This window comes from Maribacter sp. TH_r10, assembly GCF_033101095.1.
GTDB lineage: Bacteria > Bacteroidota > Bacteroidia > Flavobacteriales > Flavobacteriaceae > Maribacter_A > Maribacter_A luteus.
This window is the reverse complement of sequence record NZ_JAWMPY010000009.1, coordinates 84274-100533: the sequence shown is the minus strand read 5'-3', so window position 1 is coordinate 100533 and position 16260 is coordinate 84274. Positions and strand designations below refer to the sequence as shown.

Annotated in this window: 15 protein-coding genes; 2 read left to right on the top strand and 13 right to left on the bottom strand. The window is 39.4% G+C overall.

The features are described 5' to 3' along the window. Positions 1 to 53 precede the first annotated feature (53 nt). Positions 54 to 506, bottom strand: coding sequence for a D-aminoacyl-tRNA deacylase (dtd, locus tag R3X28_RS17145; protein WP_317665971.1), 453 nt, complete (start codon positions 504 to 506; stop codon positions 54 to 56). Between the two features lie 21 nt (positions 507 to 527). Further along, entirely contained in the window at positions 528 to 1478 is a 951-nt protein-coding gene (rsgA, locus tag R3X28_RS17140; protein ID WP_317665969.1) for a ribosome small subunit-dependent GTPase A, read from the bottom strand. A 107-nt stretch (positions 1479 to 1585) separates the two neighbouring features. On the opposite strand from rsgA, the gene R3X28_RS17135 reads away from it, so the two are divergent. Both R3X28_RS17135 and R3X28_RS17130 read left to right on the top strand, forming a co-directional pair. Continuing rightward, complete coding sequence (locus tag R3X28_RS17135; protein WP_154368986.1) at positions 1586 to 2398, top strand: hypothetical protein; 813 nt, start codon at positions 1586 to 1588, stop codon at positions 2396 to 2398. Between the two features lie 118 nt (positions 2399 to 2516). After that, complete coding sequence (locus R3X28_RS17130; RefSeq protein ID WP_154368988.1) at positions 2517 to 2960, top strand: hypothetical protein; 444 nt, start codon at positions 2517 to 2519, stop codon at positions 2958 to 2960. Between the two features lie 33 nt (positions 2961 to 2993). Here the strand turns inward: R3X28_RS17130 and R3X28_RS17125 are convergent, their stop codons facing one another. From R3X28_RS17125 to R3X28_RS17075, 11 genes are all read right to left on the bottom strand, one after another. After that, on the bottom strand, positions 2994 to 3668 hold the full coding sequence (locus R3X28_RS17125) for a head GIN domain-containing protein (RefSeq protein WP_317666053.1): 675 nt from the start codon (positions 3666 to 3668) through the stop codon (positions 2994 to 2996). 92 nt (positions 3669 to 3760) lie between these two features. Continuing rightward, entirely contained in the window at positions 3761 to 4843 is a 1083-nt protein-coding gene (locus R3X28_RS17120; protein WP_154368990.1) for a bifunctional 3-deoxy-7-phosphoheptulonate synthase/chorismate mutase type II, read from the bottom strand. 12 nt (positions 4844 to 4855) lie between these two features. After that, entirely contained in the window at positions 4856 to 5713 is an 858-nt protein-coding gene (locus tag R3X28_RS17115; protein ID WP_317665966.1) for a prephenate dehydrogenase, read from the bottom strand. A 1-nt stretch (position 5714) separates the two neighbouring features. Beyond that, positions 5715 to 6860 carry a pyridoxal phosphate-dependent aminotransferase gene (locus tag R3X28_RS17110; RefSeq protein ID WP_317665964.1) on the bottom strand — a complete coding sequence of 382 codons (1146 nt, stop codon included), beginning with the start codon at positions 6858 to 6860 and terminating at the stop codon, positions 5715 to 5717. Then, positions 6857 to 7684: a prephenate dehydratase gene (locus R3X28_RS17105; RefSeq protein ID WP_154368996.1), complete on the bottom strand. Its 828-nt coding sequence runs from the start codon at positions 7682 to 7684 to the stop codon at positions 6857 to 6859. Before R3X28_RS17105 ends, R3X28_RS17110 begins: the two co-directional genes overlap by 4 nt. Positions 7685 to 7972: 288 nt before the next feature. Next, the gene (locus R3X28_RS17100) at positions 7973 to 9070 is read right to left on the bottom strand and encodes a serine hydrolase domain-containing protein (protein ID WP_317665961.1); all 1098 of its coding nucleotides are present in this window, start codon (positions 9068 to 9070) and stop codon (positions 7973 to 7975) included. 85 nt (positions 9071 to 9155) lie between these two features. After that, positions 9156 to 9956 carry a head GIN domain-containing protein gene (locus tag R3X28_RS17095; protein WP_317665959.1) on the bottom strand — a complete coding sequence of 267 codons (801 nt, stop codon included), beginning with the start codon at positions 9954 to 9956 and terminating at the stop codon, positions 9156 to 9158. Positions 9957 to 9967: 11 nt separating this feature from the next. Continuing rightward, the gene (locus R3X28_RS17090) at positions 9968 to 11071 is read right to left on the bottom strand and encodes an acyloxyacyl hydrolase (protein WP_317665957.1); all 1104 of its coding nucleotides are present in this window, start codon (positions 11069 to 11071) and stop codon (positions 9968 to 9970) included. A 100-nt stretch (positions 11072 to 11171) separates the two neighbouring features. Then, on the bottom strand, positions 11172 to 12125 hold the full coding sequence (gene metF / locus R3X28_RS17085) for a methylenetetrahydrofolate reductase [NAD(P)H] (protein WP_154369001.1): 954 nt from the start codon (positions 12123 to 12125) through the stop codon (positions 11172 to 11174). A 162-nt stretch (positions 12126 to 12287) separates the two neighbouring features. After that, positions 12288 to 15011, bottom strand: coding sequence for a methionine synthase (gene metH, locus R3X28_RS17080; protein WP_317665954.1), 2724 nt, complete (start codon positions 15009 to 15011; stop codon positions 12288 to 12290). A gap of 154 nt (positions 15012 to 15165) precedes the next feature. Beyond that, a complete protein-coding gene (locus R3X28_RS17075; RefSeq protein ID WP_317665952.1) occupies positions 15166 to 16173 on the bottom strand; it encodes a homocysteine S-methyltransferase family protein in 1008 nt (335 codons plus the stop codon). Between the last annotated feature and the right edge of the window lie 87 nt (positions 16174 to 16260).

The window sequence follows — 16260 nt, the reverse complement described above, 5'->3', positions numbered from 1 at the left end:
CCTCCAATTTACTAATTTTCTTACATTTATTTAAGAAGATTTTAAGAAAGTTGCTATTCTTTCGATTTAGTGTCGATAATGATCGTTACAGGACCATCATTCAATAAATCAACTTTCATATCTGCGCCGAAAACACCTGTACCCACTTCCTTTCCAAGATCTTTCTGTATGGTTTTAACAAATCCCTCGTACAAAGGGATGGAAATGTCGGGCTTGGCCGCTTTAATATAAGAAGGCCTATTTCCTTTCTTTGTTGAAGCCTGTAGAGTAAACTGGCTAACTACAATGGCATCTCCCCCGTTTTCAAGCAGAGACTTGTTCATAACCCCGTTTTCATCATTGAAAATTCGAAGATTCACGATTTTCCGGGAAAGCCATTCAATATCTTTTTCATCATCCCCATTCCCTATCCCTAATAAAATAAGTAATCCATTCCCAATATTCGAAATGAGTTCCCCCTCTACGGTAACACTGGCCTTAGAAACCCTTTGTATAACAGCTTTCATGACAATTCCGTTCTAAATAATTTAAGGTTTCTCAAAAATATCAATTCTATAGGTATCGTCATCACCGGTAACCATTTGAACATAACTTTTGTATCTGCTCCAGGCCACCTCATCATTTTCCAGCGCTTCCTTCACTGCGCATTTAGGCTCATCCAAATGCAGGCAGTTATTGAATTTGCATCCGCCTTTCAACTTGAAGAATTCAGGGAAATAGTCACCTATTTCATCTTTCTCCATATCGAAAATACCAAAGCCACGAATCCCAGGGGTATCTATTATCTGGGCATCGAAACTTAAATCGAACATTTCAGCGAAAGTCGTGGTATGTTGCCCTTGAAGATGTTGTTCGGAAATTTCAGTGGTCTTAATCTGTAATGAAGGCTCCAAAGCGTTGATCAGGGTTGATTTTCCCACTCCCGAATTTCCTGAGAACATACTGGTTTTCCCTATCATTAATTCCTTTACCTTATCAACGTTTTTGCCTGTCGTTGCAGAAATCCCGATGCAGGTATACCCGATTTTACGATAAAGGGCCGCCAAATACTTAACCTCGAGCAACTCATTTTCATCATAACTGTCTATCTTATTAAAAAGTAAAATGGCCGGAATGTCATAGGCCTCGGCAGTAACCAAAAAACGATCAATGAAAATCGTATAGGTCTTGGGGTTCTTAATGGTGACCAACAGGAAAACCTGATCCAGATTAGATGCGATTATATGTGTCTGCTTCGAAAGTTTAACCGATTTTCGAACAATATAATTCTTACGATCTTCGATTTCGGTAATAATCCCAATGGTCTTTTCGTCGGCATTCTCAACTTCGAATATAACGTGATCCCCTACAGCGACGGGATTTGTGCTTTTTATCCCTTTTATACGAAACTTGCCTTTTATGCGACATTCGTAAAAATCCCCATCTTCCGATTTAACGGTATACCAACTCCCTGTCGACTTATAAACTATGCCTTTCATTAATGAACAAATTTCACGATTTTACAAAGTAACTGTTTTTATTAACATAAAATACTATAAATTTGGCTCAGTTCCCATTAACACAATAACCAATAAACAAAGCAAAAATGAATCTAGTAAAGAAAACTATTTATCTCTTATTATTTACCTTTTCGGGCGTATTGGTGGCGCAAGAAACCATTACCAACGAATCTGTGGTACAGATGATGGAACTTGGTTTCGATGATTATATGATCATCGACAAGATCAATACCTCAGATGTGAAATTCGACGCTTCTATTTCAGCATTGGGCAATTTAAAAAAAGCCGGTGTTTCTTCCGAGGTCATTTCGTTGATCATGGATAAATCCAAACAAAATACAAAATCGAAAACCGGTATATATTACTTGGCAGAAAATGGAGAGGATAAGTTAATACATCCAAGTGTTTTTTCAGGTTCAAACTCAAATGCAGTTGCCCAAAAATTGGTCTCTGGATTAATCAATTCAAAGAAAAAAGCACAACTACCAGGTGTTCACTCGAACAATGTGCTTAAAACCAATTCACCTGAATTCACTTTTATATTCGACCCAAGTGTAACGGAAGTTGACAATATGCAGAACAACCAAGGTGGAGATACCGGCATTTTCAATTGGTGGTTTAGAATGGCCAGCAACCCTAATGAATTCGTTCTGGTTAAACTAACGGTTAAGGAGCGTAAAAATTTAAGGGAAGTAATTACAGGTAAGGATAGTTGGATTACAAGCAGTAGTGGTATCGACCCTAAATATGCCCTTAACTTTTCAATGGAAGAAATAGAAGGAAATAAATTCAAAGTGACTCCAGATGCCTTAGAGCCAGGGGAGTATTGCTTTATTTACCAAGGGCAAGTACCGCAAGGAAGGGAAAATCAATCTGTTTTTGATTTCTCTATTCAATAACCCGGATACTTAAATGATTTTTAACTTAGACCCAGCTAAACAGTTGGGTCTTTTTGTTTTGAACAACCCGGACACCCAATTAAAAAAATATCAATCCAAAACCTTAAAAACACGTATTATGAAAAAACCAGTAGTATTAGTTTGTCTTCTTTTAAGTCTAATCTCTTTAGACCTAAGTGCACAAGAGTACACCGTAATCACAAGCGTTGAATCAATTGTTCCCAGTGGCATCGGAAGGTCTCGTTTGATCAGCACCTTGGAAGAAAAAGATTATAAGGAATTCACAAGTGTACAATCTGAAGAGGACAAGACACGAAATAAATCTAAACGGGATGAAATCAGGGTGAAGAATTTTGAAGAGACCAAACTATTGAACTTTTTCAATATTGGTGGAATCCGTTTTCAGAACATCGCTGCAAATGATGCTGTAATCACTTCGAAATTGAATGCCATGGTTGCCGAGGGATGGGAACTGGCTTTCGTGACCAGTGCCGTGGAAAGCGATGGCGGCAAAGGTGATGGGCAGGGCATATTCATTACCCGCTACATTTTTAAGCGATAAAAAAAGCCGGTCTTGGACCGGGTTTTTTTATTTTCAATCTATTATATGAACCCTGCCACCGGCCAGGGTTTTTTTATTGACTTCCCGTGGATTACCATAGACATAAACATCGCCACCGGCCCTCACTTTGATATCTACTTTTTCAGAGGCAAAGACCTCGGCCTCACCTGCTGCGGTAATTTTAACATCTGTATACGATGTTTGCAATTCCTTTCCTTCAAAAATACCACCAGTATTCAATACGATCCATTGGTTTTTTGCCAAACCTGAAGCTTCCACGATTCCTCCGGTCACTGCCCTGACCTCCAAATCAACGACATTCAATCCTGCCTTTATCTGGGCCCCTTCTTGGGAACGGATTTCAAGATGGTCTTGCTCTATCAATTCATTACAAACGATCTTGGCACCTTCGTTACCATCAATAACGTCTAAATGTTTGTAAAACACTTCAATAAAGGTATCTTCCCCGGTGAATTTTTTCTCCAATTGCATTCGTAATTTCAAAGTACCATCCGTATTTACAAATTTGATATCATAAACATTCTCACCTTTAATGATAATCCTATTTTCGTCGGATTTTATAAGATTCACCTCTATAAGATCAAAAACCTTTATTTTATTGAAGTCCCCGACTTCCTTGTCTATCATTCTTTGGGCCGATGCCGTAATGGAACCCATTACCACTAAAAGGAAAAGTATTTTCTTCATCATTACTCGTTTAGATTTATCTAAAGATGGTAAACAAATAAAAGTGTTACAGTTTTCAAAAAAAAATCCCGATTTAAATCGGGATTTTAATTCTAGCCTTGCATTATCTTTTCTTGATGATTGATTGACTCTTGGTGAATCGCTTTGAACATCCGAAGTATAAACTCCTCGCTCAACCCTTTAGATTCCCCTTCTAGGATCATACTTCCTAAAATCGAATTCCATCGATTACTTTGAAGTATAGCCACGTTCTTTTGTTTCTTAAGACTGCCAATACCATCAGAAATCTTCATTCTCTTACCTAACATATCGATCAATTGATTATCTATGATATCAATTTGTGTCCTTAGGTTACTCAATTTACTATTGAATTCCGCTTCTTCATCGGTTTCTTTACGTATACGAAGATCTTTCATGATCTGCACCAGGGTCTTTGGTGTTACCTGCTGGGCAGCATCACTCCAGGCATTATCTGGATCAAAATGGGTCTCAACAATGAGTCCGTCAAAATTAAGATCCAATGCGGTTTGGGAAACATCAAAGATCATGTCCCTATTGCCTGTAATATGCGATGGATCGTTGATCAATGGTAAATCAGGGAATTTGGTCTGTAATTCAATGGCCAATTGCCATTCCGGAATATTTCTATATTTAGATTTTTCATAGGTTGAAAATCCCCTATGGATAACACCCAACTTCTTGATATTCTTGCTATGCAGTCTTTCTACAGCCCCTAACCATAAAGATAAATCCGGATTTACCGGGTTCTTCACCAATACGATTTTATCGGTACCTTCCAAAGCATCTGCGATTTCCTGTACTATGAACGGACTAACCGTTGAACGGGCACCGATCCACAATAGATCGATGTCATGTTCCAAAGCCAATTCCACATGGGCCTTATTGGCCACTTCGGTCGCGGTCTTCAATCCTGTTTCTTCCTTTACCCTCTGTAACCATTTAAGGCCCAAAGCACCAACACCTTCAAAATTACCTGGGCGTGTTCTTGGTTTCCAGATACCTGCCCTAAAGTAATTAACATCTGTGTCTTTTAGCTCATGGGCTATTTTCATGACCTGCTCTTCTGTCTCTGCACTACATGGCCCTGCAATTACCAAAGGATGATCTAGTCCCAAATCATCTAACCACGTTCTCATTTCTTTTGAATTCTCCATTTTACTTTCCTCTTATTTGTTCAAAGGTATTCCTTTTAATATTTCCTTGATTTTATTCGTATTGTTCATTTCATCATAAATGCCCTCATAATCGTTCTTGACCAACAATTCTTTAAATGCTTGAAGATTTTCGATATACTCATCCAAACTGTCAACGACATTTTCCTTGTTCTGTTCAAAAATAGGGGCCCACATGGCCGGTGAACTTTTTGCCAAACGTACGGTGCTTTCAAATCCACTTCCCGCCATGTCAAATATATCCCGTTCATTTCTTTCTTTATCAATTACCGTCTTACCTAACATAAAAGAACTTATGTGTGATAAATGGGATACGTAGGCGATATGCTTATCATGCGCTTCAGGATTCATGTACCGTATTCGCATGCCCAATTGTTGAAATAGTGCCAATGCCCTTTCCTGAAGTTTAAAAGCGGTCTTTTCAACCTCACAGATAATATTGGTCTTTCCTTGGTACAAATTTTCTATTGCTGCTGAAGGGCCTGAAAATTCAGTACCCGCAATAGGGTGGCATGCTAAAAAATTTCTTCGTTTCTTATGGTCGTCCAGACTTTTGCACAAAGCCGCTTTGGTAGAACCCGCATCGAGCACAACGCAATCATCATTAATTTGATCCAATATTTTCGGAATCTCGGTAAGCATGGCGTTTACCGGAATACTTACTATGACAACATCTGCCAAACCCAAATCTTCATAACCCGCCTTGGTATCAATCAAATCTAGGGCCATTGCCTCTTCTAAATGGATAACATTGGTGTCTACACCATAAATCTTGGCTTCAGGATGCAACCGTTTAATATCCTTGGCCATACTGCCCCCAATCAAACCTACACCGACTACAAATACATTCATCTTAAAATCTATCTAATGCTTCTTTAATTTTTTCCTCTTTTACGCAAAGTGAGAATCGAATATAACCCTCCCCATTACTACCGAAAATAGTTCCTGGAGCTATGAATATATCCTTATCATACAACACCTTATCAATAAAATCCTCGGAAGCCAGTGAATTTTCGGGCAATTTTGCCCAAACGAACATTCCCACTGCATTTTTATCATAGGTACAATTCAGTGCTTTGGCCAATTCGAAAATCAATTCTCTCCTTTTTTGGTAAACTTCATCCAAAGACCTGAACCAGTCTTCCCCGCTTTTCAAAGCTGCGATCGCGCCTTTTTGAATACCGTAGAACATTCCAGAATCCATATTACTCTTCACTTTTAAAATAGCGTCGATATGGGCGGCATTGCCCAATACCATACCAACACGCCAACCTGCCATATTAAAGGTCTTGCTCAACGAATTCAGTTCCAACGCGACCTCTTTTGCCCCTTCGATAGCCAAAATACTCGATGGATCATTGTTCAATACAAAACTATAGGGGTTATCGTTTATCAGTAGTATATCGTTTTCTTTGGCAAAACTTATCAATCTTTTCAATTGATCCTTACTTGCGGTAGCACCTGTAGGCATATGTGGATAACTGACCCACATTAATTTTACTTTGGACAGATCTTGTTGTCTCAATGTATCTAAATCAGGAAACCACTCCCCTTCAGCATTTAGGTCATAAAGCTTAGGAACCCCACCGACCAATTTAGTTACCGATGTATATGTTGGATAACCAGGATTTGGTATTAAAACCTCATCACCGGCATTCAAAAAGGCCATGCTTATATGCATGATTCCTTCCTTGGAACCCATTAAGGGCAAAACCTCTGTATTGGAGTGAAGTATTACACCGAATTTTGTTTTGTAAAAATCCGCAAAACTTTCCCTAAGTTCCGGCAGTCCCTGATAACTTTGATATTGATGTGCCCCGTCATCCGCCAAGGATTCGGTAATGGCATCTAGGACACTTTTCGAAGGAGCCAGGTCCGGACTTCCTATTCCCATATTTATTATGGGCTTTCCTGCTGCGATAAGTCCACGCACTTCCCTTAATTTTTTAGAGAAGTAGTATTCTTCAACCGTTTTTAATCTATCCGCAGTAACAATCATATTCTTGCATTTTTATATTCCCCCAAAACCTTAAAATCATGGGTCATGATTCTCAAAAGTGATTTTGCCTTGGCAAAATTATCATATTCATCAAATGTAACATCAACAAAAAAGGCATATTTCCAAGGAGATTCAATAATGGGCAAGGACTGTATTTTGGTTAAGTTCAAATTACAATCGCTCATTACATTCAAAACCGTAGCTAGACTACCTCTTTTATGATCGGTAACGAAACGTATAGAAGCCTTATTGATTTCACTTTTCGGCAATTCTTTATTGGTGGTCTTTACGATAATAAATCGGGTGGAGTTATCTTTAATGGTCTGTATATCAGGTGAAATAATATTCAGATCATATAAATCTGCCGCAACCTTAGGTGCAATCGCCGCAATTCCTTTTAATTGCTTGTCATGAATCTGTTTAGCGGTCTCTGCGGTATCTACATCTTCAACCATTTTAATATGGGGGTAGGTCTTTAAAAACTCCCTACATTGTAAAAGTGCCATAGGATGCGACCGCACTTCCGATATATCTTGGATCGTTTGCCCTCTTAGCCCCATTAAATTATGGTGTATATTTAAATAATACTCTCCTATAATGTGCAGGTTTTTATCATTTACAAGGGCATAATTAGGTATTATCGATCCTGCAATAGAATTCTCAATAGCCATTATACCTTTATCTGCCGTGGCATCCAATAAATGATCTACCAAGCTATGGAAAGACATACACTCTACCAGATCAACCTCATTTTCAAAATAATCCAAGGCCACTTGATGATGGTTAGACCCCTTGATTCCCTGTATGGCTATTTTTAAACCCATTTTTACTTTGGTTATATTAAACCGATATTTTTTCAACAAAAAAAGTCCCGTTTTTCACGGGACTCAATGTTATATTTTAGTACTAGCAATACACTACAACAGTCCCGTTCCTCCTTTATAAAAGAAGAAAAAATAAAAACTGTTAAAGAAATACTGCTTGCTCATTATCTTGTAAATCTGGGACTAAGGTAATTATTAAATTTAAAAAACAAATCCAAAGTCGGTCTTTTTTTGAATTTTTCTAAAAAAACCAATTCCGTTGTTTATTTTTCTCTAAAAACATACTTTTTATTGGGAATCAACAAGGAAAGTATTTACCGCCGCATCCAAAACATCTTGAATACGTGGGTTGGTGCAATTGGTCAAAATAGAAAAAACCATTTCCTCTTTAGGGTAAATGAAGAGATTGGAATACCCTCCAACACCATTCCCTACATGACCAAAATAAGATCTTCCGCTTGCATCAAGGCTAACTTGCCACCCCAGACCATAATAGGTAGATTTTCCTCCAATCTTCTCCGCAGTTAAAAATTCGGAAATCACCTTATCTTTTAAAATACCATCTTTCAAATATGCCTGACCGAAATTCGCAATATCTTCAGAAGTTGACAAATAGCCACCCCCTGCTAATTTATAATGGTTATTTACAGGCATTGCCTTTCTAAATCCTGATTTTCTTCTGGAATAAAAAGTAGCCATATGCCCGGCAACCTCCTCATCGATTTCGATTTTATCAGATTCAATGGGTTCCCCAAAGGTATTCAAGAGCCCCATCGGCAACAATACTTTTTCGCGAACATAATTTTCAAAGGAAACACCGCTGGCTTCTTGCATTGCCAAGGAAATCAATACCCAATCAAAACTATTGTAATGATAATCCGTACCAGGTTTAAAAAGCAGGTCATCATCTTTGAATATCCGTAAGCTTTCCTTTATGGAAAATGGTTGGTTCAATCCATATTCCATTCCTTTGTATCCCCGTATGCCTGCAGTATGGTTCGCCAATTGCCGAATAGTAAAATCATATTCCTTCTTCGGAAAATAAGGAACGTAGTCATATAAAGAGGCATCCAAATCTATCCCGTTTTCCTTTACCATTTGAGCCAGTGCAGTGGCCGCTATGTTCTTTGAAACACTTGCTATCCTGAAAACCGTACGCTTTGGATCTACTTTTATATTTGCTTCAATATCGGCAAAGCCATAGCCTTTTTGAAATACCTCCTCTCCCTGTTTACGTACGGTAATGGCCAATCCTGGCAACTTTTTTTCTGCAATAAGGGTATTCAGTAAATCATCAACCTTTGCTTTACCTTTTAAACTTGGTTGTTGGTGTAATTCACTTTCAGAAGTAAATATGCTTTTCAGATATGTAAGGAAGGAATTCAACTATACCACACTTTTATAGGTATTAAAATGATAGTTTTAAGTATTGATCATTCATTGGAAATCGGAAAACACCTTTTCCTTGGAATCAATCCTTAAAAATAAGCTTTCCTGTATACAATTCCCCAACATCGACCGTATCAGGTCGGTTATAACTGATCACATCACCAGTACCACGGATAGTTCCGGAAATAGATTCTTGTGGATTAACTTGAATATCATTGGTGCCACGATGGTTCAATTGTACCGAATTGGCCACAAGGTTTTCCGCTTCAATCCTAGAATCCCCTGCGGCAACGAGTATATTAAGACTATTTGTGGCTCCTTTTAATTTGAAGTATGCAATGCCATTTGTAGTTATAGCCAGACCATTGGTGTCCACATCCAAATCAAACTCCCCATCAGTGGTTTCTGCTTCTGGGTCTGAAAAACTTTCAGAAAACAGCGTAAGGTTTGAATAACCTAATACACCATCACTTTTAATGGCCAAACCCGTATTACTTTTAATTTCTGTGATTTTCGGGGCCGTTACATAAACCGTTGTAAGCGCATAGTCCCTAAAAAGGTTACAACCAATATCGTTGCCCAACACCAATCTACCATCAACGACTTCCGCAGTAACCTCATCCAGCAGAAACTCCCCTGTTTCAATTTCAACCTTCTGTGTATCACCTTGTTTCAAAACCAGACCAACCTTTTCATTGACCGTTATCTTGGTAAAAGCAGGCAAACTGAATTCGGAACGAACAATATCTCCCGCATCTTGAAGGCAATCCGGGGCATTTTCACTATCACACGAAAGAAAGAAAAACAAACAAACAATCATGCAACCCTTGAACATATTCAAGGGTATCTTGTTTTGATAATTAAGTGTTCTTTTTATTTTCAATTTAACATCTTTTATAACCTTATGCCTATTCCAAACTCTACGGCCTCTGCCTTGGCTCCGTGCGATTTTAAAGTGACAGCACCGAACATCTTTTTACCAAAATAACGCTTAAGGCCAATTCTATTGTACATACGCCCTTCAAAATCAAAAGGATAGTATACATAATAACCCAATTGTGTAATTACGGACATTCTATTGATAAAAAGCTCATGCCCTAAAAATACCCCGACCCGTTTATAATCGTCATCAGCCGAAACCCCGTTTTCAGGAAAAGCGATGGACTGGAAACGAATCAGCTCCTTCAAAAAGCGGGAAAAATAAACATCGGCCCCTATTTGGATGGCACTCTTTCTTCCGATGCGTTTATCGGCATATGCCGAAACTATATAAAATGGATATTGTCCCATATCAATTACATCACTTTCATTCAACCCGGCCCTAAAAACCAAATTGTATTTAACAGGTTCTGTAATTTTCACCTTTTCACGTGTCGGCAAAAAAGCTATTTCCTGACCTCCGTCCAAATCATACGTTAAACCGGCATTAAAAGCAAAAGTATTGGTCGATGTATTGGGAGCCTTGAAATTGGCATTTGAATAATGGATCAATGTAATACCAGCCTTAAAACCCAGTCCTTTAAATATATTCTCCTTATGATAATTCAACATTAAATAGGTAGAACTCAGTAATCGGGAGCCATAGGCATTGTTCCTGAAGTTCTCATATTTATCATATGGATTGGTATTATAGGCAATTCCTTGCCCTATTCTAAACTGCATTAATCGCTGAAAGAAATAAAAATTATAATGGGCATATAGTCCATAATTTTCACCCAAAGTACTATTGTTCATGTTTTGATAGATGAACGAACCACCGATATCTGGATAATTGAAATCTTCTTGCCAAGCCTCATCCCCGTAGGTCTTGTGGTTATAACTAAGAATCAATCCGGCAGGGTGGTTAGAAATCAGGTGGGATATATCGGTGTTATGAAGCAACACCGAACCGTAAAACTGGTTGACATCAATGGTATGTTTTTTAACCTCCACATTTTCGGTTTGGGAAAAACCAATACTGAGTACCAAAAGAAAAACGGGGAGCAACCTAAAATTCATGAAGTGCCTAAAAATTATACAATGCTAACGCAGGGCGCGAAGTTAATACTTTTGAACGCACTATACACAACCTTCCCCTATTGAATTAATTTCAAAAAGATCAAAACACCTCTTTTGCAATGGCATGTATATTATCAGATTTACCCATGGAATAGTAGTGCAAAACCGGGACACCGGCCGCTTTCAACTCCTTTGATTGTTGAATGGCCCACTCAACACCAACCTGACGAACTGCTTTATTGTCGGCACACCCATCAACGGCATCTATCAAATCCTGGGGTAGGTCTATACGGAAAACCTGAGGTAATAATTGTAAATGCCTTTTAACCGCAATGGGTTTAATACCAGGAATAATAGGCACGGTAATGCCCATGTTCCTTGCTGCTTCCACAAATTGAAAATACTTTTGATTATCGAAGAACATTTGGGTCACAACATAATCGGCCCCGGCATCAACTTTTTGCTTCAATCGTTTAAGATCTGACTGCAGGGAAGGTGCTTCCAAGTGCTTTTCAGGATAGCCGGCCACTCCGATACAAAAGTCCGCATTATCATCATTCTCTATCATTTCGTGCAAATATTTACCTTTATTCAGGTCATTTATCTGCTCCACCAAATTCAATGCATAGGCATGCCCCCCTTTAGTGGGCTCAAAATATTTCTGTTCCCTACGGGCATCTCCACGTAAGGCCATCACATTCTCAATTCCCAAATAATGGCAATCGATCAACACATATTCGGTTTCCTCTTTGGTAAATCCACCACATAAGATATGCGGAACGGTATCTACCTGATATTTATGCTTTATCGAAGCACAAATACCGACCGTACCTGGCCGCATACGTGTCAATTTTTTATCCAGCAGACCGTCTCGATCAATATAGATATACTCCTCCCGGGAAGTGGTTACATCAATGAATGGAGGTTTAAACTCTATCAACGGATCGATATTATTATACAACTCCTGTATATTTCTTCCTTTTACCGGCGGAATCAACTCAAAAGAGAACAACGTCTCGCCTTTGGCATTTTTTATATGGTCTGTTACTTTCATATATGCTGAACTTGTTTCAGTATGTATTCTTATTTCATTTTTTGGCGTTCCCCAAAATGGGTCGGGCTATTCGCTATATTTTTTTCGTAAAACAATTTTACCAAACACAATTGAACGGTCCCGAAAAAAGATGCCGCTGCTATCCCTAACGCAAATCCTTCTTTAATCCTCACTAATATTCGGTGCCAACCACTTTTTGGCATCCGCAATCGGCATTCCTTTGCGCGCTGCATAATCCTGTACCTGATCTTCTTTTATTTTCCCTAATCCAAAATACCGGGCCTCAGGGTGTGCAAAATAATAACCACTTACACTGGCTGCAGGCCACATGGCCAAGCTCTCGGTCAGTTCTACCCCGATTTTTTCCTTTACACCCAATACTTCCCATAAGGTTAATTTTTCCAAATGGTCCGGGCATGCAGGGTATCCTGGTGCCGGTCTAATACCTTTATACCCCTCATTGATCAGATCCTCATTGCTCAATTGCTCTTCCTTGGCATATCCCCAATAATCAACACGAACCTCCTTGTGTAAATATTCCGCAAATGCTTCGGCCAATCGATCGGCCAATGCCTTGATCAAAATAGCATTGTAATCATCATGGTTCTTTTCATATTCCGCGGCCAATTCCGCAGTACCAAAACCAGCACTTACACAAAAACATCCTATATAATCCTGTAAACCTTGGTTCTTGGGAGCAATGAAATCGGACAGCGCAAAATTAGGCACTCCATCCCGTTTTTTCAATTGTTGGCGTAGGGTTCGGAATATATAATTTTTTCCATCGGCCTCTATTTCTATATCATCTTCATTAATAGTGTTGGCTTTGAACAAACCGAAAACTGCTTTTGCCTTCAATAATTTCTTTTCTACCACCTCTTTCAACATTTCCTGTGCATCTGCAAAAAGCTCTGTGGCTTGTTCCCCAACAACATTGTCCGTAAGGATATCGGGGAATCTACCATGCAATTCCCAGCTTCTGAAAAACGGGGTCCAATCAATGAACGGCAGTAATTTATTCAGGTCCAGATCATCGATAACCTGAATACCCATTGAATTTGGATTAACAAGATCGGTACCTTTCCAATCTATTTGAAACTTGTTCGCCCTAGCATCTTCGATAGATCTATATTCTTTATGTTTTGCCCGGTTCTTAAACTTATCACGGAACGTTTCATAATCGAGTTTTATCGATTGCTTGTAGGTTTCGGAGGTTTCTTTTTGCAAAAGATCACCAACCACCGTTACGGCCCTAGAAGCATCATTTACATGCACTACCGCATTCTGGTATTCAATATCTATCTTCACGGCAGTATGGGCCTTGCTGGTCGTGGCTCCCCCTATGAGCAAAGGCACGTTGAAATTCTGACGTTGCATTTCCTTAGCCAAAAACACCATTTCATCCAATGAAGGGGTAATCAAACCACTTAAACCGATTACATCTACATTTTCTTTTTTGGCAGCCTCGATGATTTTTTCCGGAGGCACCATTACCCCTAGGTCAATAATATCATAATTGTTACAGGCCAAAACAACACTTACTATATTTTTCCCTATATCGTGTACATCGCCCTTAACAGTTGCCATTAAAATTTTTCCAGCCGAACCACCAGAGACCGCATCGGGATTGTTTTTCTTTTCTTCTTCAATATACGGCAATAGATACGCTACCGCCTTCTTCATGACACGGGCAGACTTTACAACTTGAGGCAAAAACATTTTACCACTTCCGAACAGATCACCCACAACGTTCATACCCGTCATTAAATGACCTTCGATGACCTCAATAGTATTATCTACACTTTTACGGGCGGTTTCTACATCTTCAACGATATACTGGTCGATACCTTTGACCAAAGCCCTAGTAATCCTATTCTGCAGAGGTTCCTCTCTCCATGAAAGATCGATTTTATTCTCTTTGGCCTTACCAACCACGGATTCTGCAAAATCGAGCAATCTCTCGGTTGCATCGTCCCTACGATCAAGAATCACATCTTCTACATGTTCCAACAAATCTTTCGGAATATCATCATAAACCTCTAACATCGTAGGGTTTACGATTCCCATATTCATACCTGCTTTTATGGCATGATACAGAAAAACCGAATGCATGGCTTCCCTTACTGGATTATTACCGCGAAAACTAAAGGAAACATTACTAACACCACCACTTACACTACAGAAAGGAAGGTTTTCCCGCACCCATTTGGTGGCCTCGATAAAGTCAAGGGCATTTCGTCTATGCTCATCCATTCCCGTAGCAACGGGGAACACGTTCAAATCGAAAATAATATCCTCGGGGGCAAAATTCACTTCATTGACCAAAATGTCATACGAGCGTTTTGCTATCTCAACCCTTCGTTCAAAGTTATCCGCTTGGCCTACCTCATCAAAAGCCATTACGATAACCGCAGCCCCATAACGCCTTATCAATTTGGCATGTTGAACGAATTGTTCCTTACCCTCTTTTAGACTAATGGAATTCACAACGGATTTACCTTGTACCACTTGAAGACCTGCCTCGATAATCTCCCATTTAGAACTATCTATCATAATGGGCACCCGGGCTATATCGGGTTCTGCCATTAAAAGGTTCAAGTACTTTACCATGGACTCTTTCCCGTCTATTAGTCCGTCATCCATATTAATATCAATGACCTGTGCACCACCTTCTACTTGATGACGGGCAACATCAAGGGCTTCTTCGAATTTCTCCTCTTTGATAAGACGAAGGAATTTCCTTGATCCGGCCACATTGGTACGTTCCCCAACATTAATGAAATTACTTTCAGGAGTAACTATCAATGGCTCTAGACCGCTTAATTTCAAATATTTGGATTCCTGACTATGATCAACGGTGGTTCTTATGTTGGATGCATCACTCATTACCGAAAATTGTTTTTAAAATTGACAAATCCATCATGCAATTCTTTGCGTTTTTTCCCTGTCCCTGAAAATCCAAAGAACTATTTCTATTTAAAGAATCCTGACCCATAGCTAGGAATAACGGTGTATTCAATTCAATATATGCCATATACTTCTACTCTAAACTATTTGCCAAAGATTTTCTTGGCTTAAAGCCCTTGACCAAACTTGCCATTGCCGAAATATGTTCCGGGGTAGTTCCACAGCATCCGCCAACGATATTCACCAATCCTTTTTCTAAATATTCTTTTATCTGTTCCGCCATTTGTTCGGGGGTTTCATCATATTCCCCAAAAGCATTAGGTAAACCGGCATTAGGGTGTGCCGAAACCGCGAAATCGGTTTTTGAAGACAAGACTTCTAAATGGGGCACCAACTGACTGGCCCCCAGTGCACAATTGAAACCTACGGATAGTATTGGAATATGCGATACGGAAATCAAAAATGCCTCTGCCGTTTGACCCGACAAGGTTCGTCCTGAAGCATCTGTAATGGTACCGCTTACCATAACCGGCACATCAACTTTACGTTCTTCTTTTACCTCTTCAATTGCGAATAGGGCCGCCTTGGCATTTAATGTGTCAAAAATAGTTTCGACAAGAAGAAGATCAACTCCCCCATCCACTAAAGCCTCAACCTGCTGTTTATAAGCAATTCGTAGTTCGTCAAATGATACAGCCCTAAACCCTGGGTCATTAACATCCGGGGACATACTTGCCGTTTTATTGGTAGGGCCTATGCTGCCAGCAACAAAACGTGGTTTATCAGGCTCTTTTGCCGTGAATTCATCTGCGACCTTTCTTGCAATCCGGGCACTTTCATAATTAAGTTCATATACCAAATCTTCCATATGGTAATCAGCCATGGCTACGGTAGTACCCGAAAAAGTATTGGTTTCAATAATATCGGCACCCGCTTCAAGATACTTTGCATGAACCGCTGCTATGGCCTCTGGTTGGGTAAGTGAAAGAAGGTCATTATTACCTTGTAAGGGACTCGGCCAGTCCTTGAATCTTTCCCCACGAAAATCCTCTTCGGTAAATTTATAGCGCTGCAACATGGTACCCATGGCACCGTCTAAAACCAAAACCCTCTCTTTTAATATACTCCTTATGTCTTTCATGTTTTCGGATTGCCAAAAATATCTTTAATTTCCTTTTTTTTCATAAACCCCTTTTTGAATGCCCTTCTTCCGGTATTCTTGGAGCAT

What these genes read in the sequence shown, in the direction of transcription:
- dtd (WP_317665971.1), bottom strand. Translation starts at nt 506, where the DNA reads ATGAAAGCTGTTATACAAAGGGTTTCTAAGGCCAGTGTTACCGTAGAG.
- rsgA (WP_317665969.1), bottom strand. Translation starts at nt 1,478, where the DNA reads ATGAAAGGCATAGTTTATAAGTCGACAGGGAGTTGGTATACCGTTAAA.
- R3X28_RS17135 (WP_154368986.1), top strand. Translation starts at nt 1,586, where the DNA reads ATGAATCTAGTAAAGAAAACTATTTATCTCTTATTATTTACCTTTTCG.
- R3X28_RS17130 (WP_154368988.1), top strand. Translation starts at nt 2,517, where the DNA reads ATGAAAAAACCAGTAGTATTAGTTTGTCTTCTTTTAAGTCTAATCTCT.
- R3X28_RS17125 (WP_317666053.1), bottom strand. Translation starts at nt 3,668, where the DNA reads ATGAAGAAAATACTTTTCCTTTTAGTGGTAATGGGTTCCATTACGGCA.
- R3X28_RS17120 (WP_154368990.1), bottom strand. Translation starts at nt 4,843, where the DNA reads ATGGAGAATTCAAAAGAAATGAGAACGTGGTTAGATGATTTGGGACTA.
- R3X28_RS17115 (WP_317665966.1), bottom strand. Translation starts at nt 5,713, where the DNA reads ATGAATGTATTTGTAGTCGGTGTAGGTTTGATTGGGGGCAGTATGGCC.
- R3X28_RS17110 (WP_317665964.1), bottom strand. Translation starts at nt 6,860, where the DNA reads ATGATTGTTACTGCGGATAGATTAAAAACGGTTGAAGAATACTACTTC.
- R3X28_RS17105 (WP_154368996.1), bottom strand. Translation starts at nt 7,684, where the DNA reads ATGGGTTTAAAAATAGCCATACAGGGAATCAAGGGGTCTAACCATCAT.
- R3X28_RS17090 (WP_317665957.1), bottom strand. Translation starts at nt 11,071, where the DNA reads ATGAATTTTAGGTTGCTCCCCGTTTTTCTTTTGGTACTCAGTATTGGT.
- metF (WP_154369001.1), bottom strand. Translation starts at nt 12,125, where the DNA reads ATGAAAGTAACAGACCATATAAAAAATGCCAAAGGCGAGACGTTGTTC.
- metH (WP_317665954.1), bottom strand. Translation starts at nt 15,011, where the DNA reads ATGAGTGATGCATCCAACATAAGAACCACCGTTGATCATAGTCAGGAA.
- R3X28_RS17075 (WP_317665952.1), bottom strand. Translation starts at nt 16,173, where the DNA reads ATGAAAGACATAAGGAGTATATTAAAAGAGAGGGTTTTGGTTTTAGAC.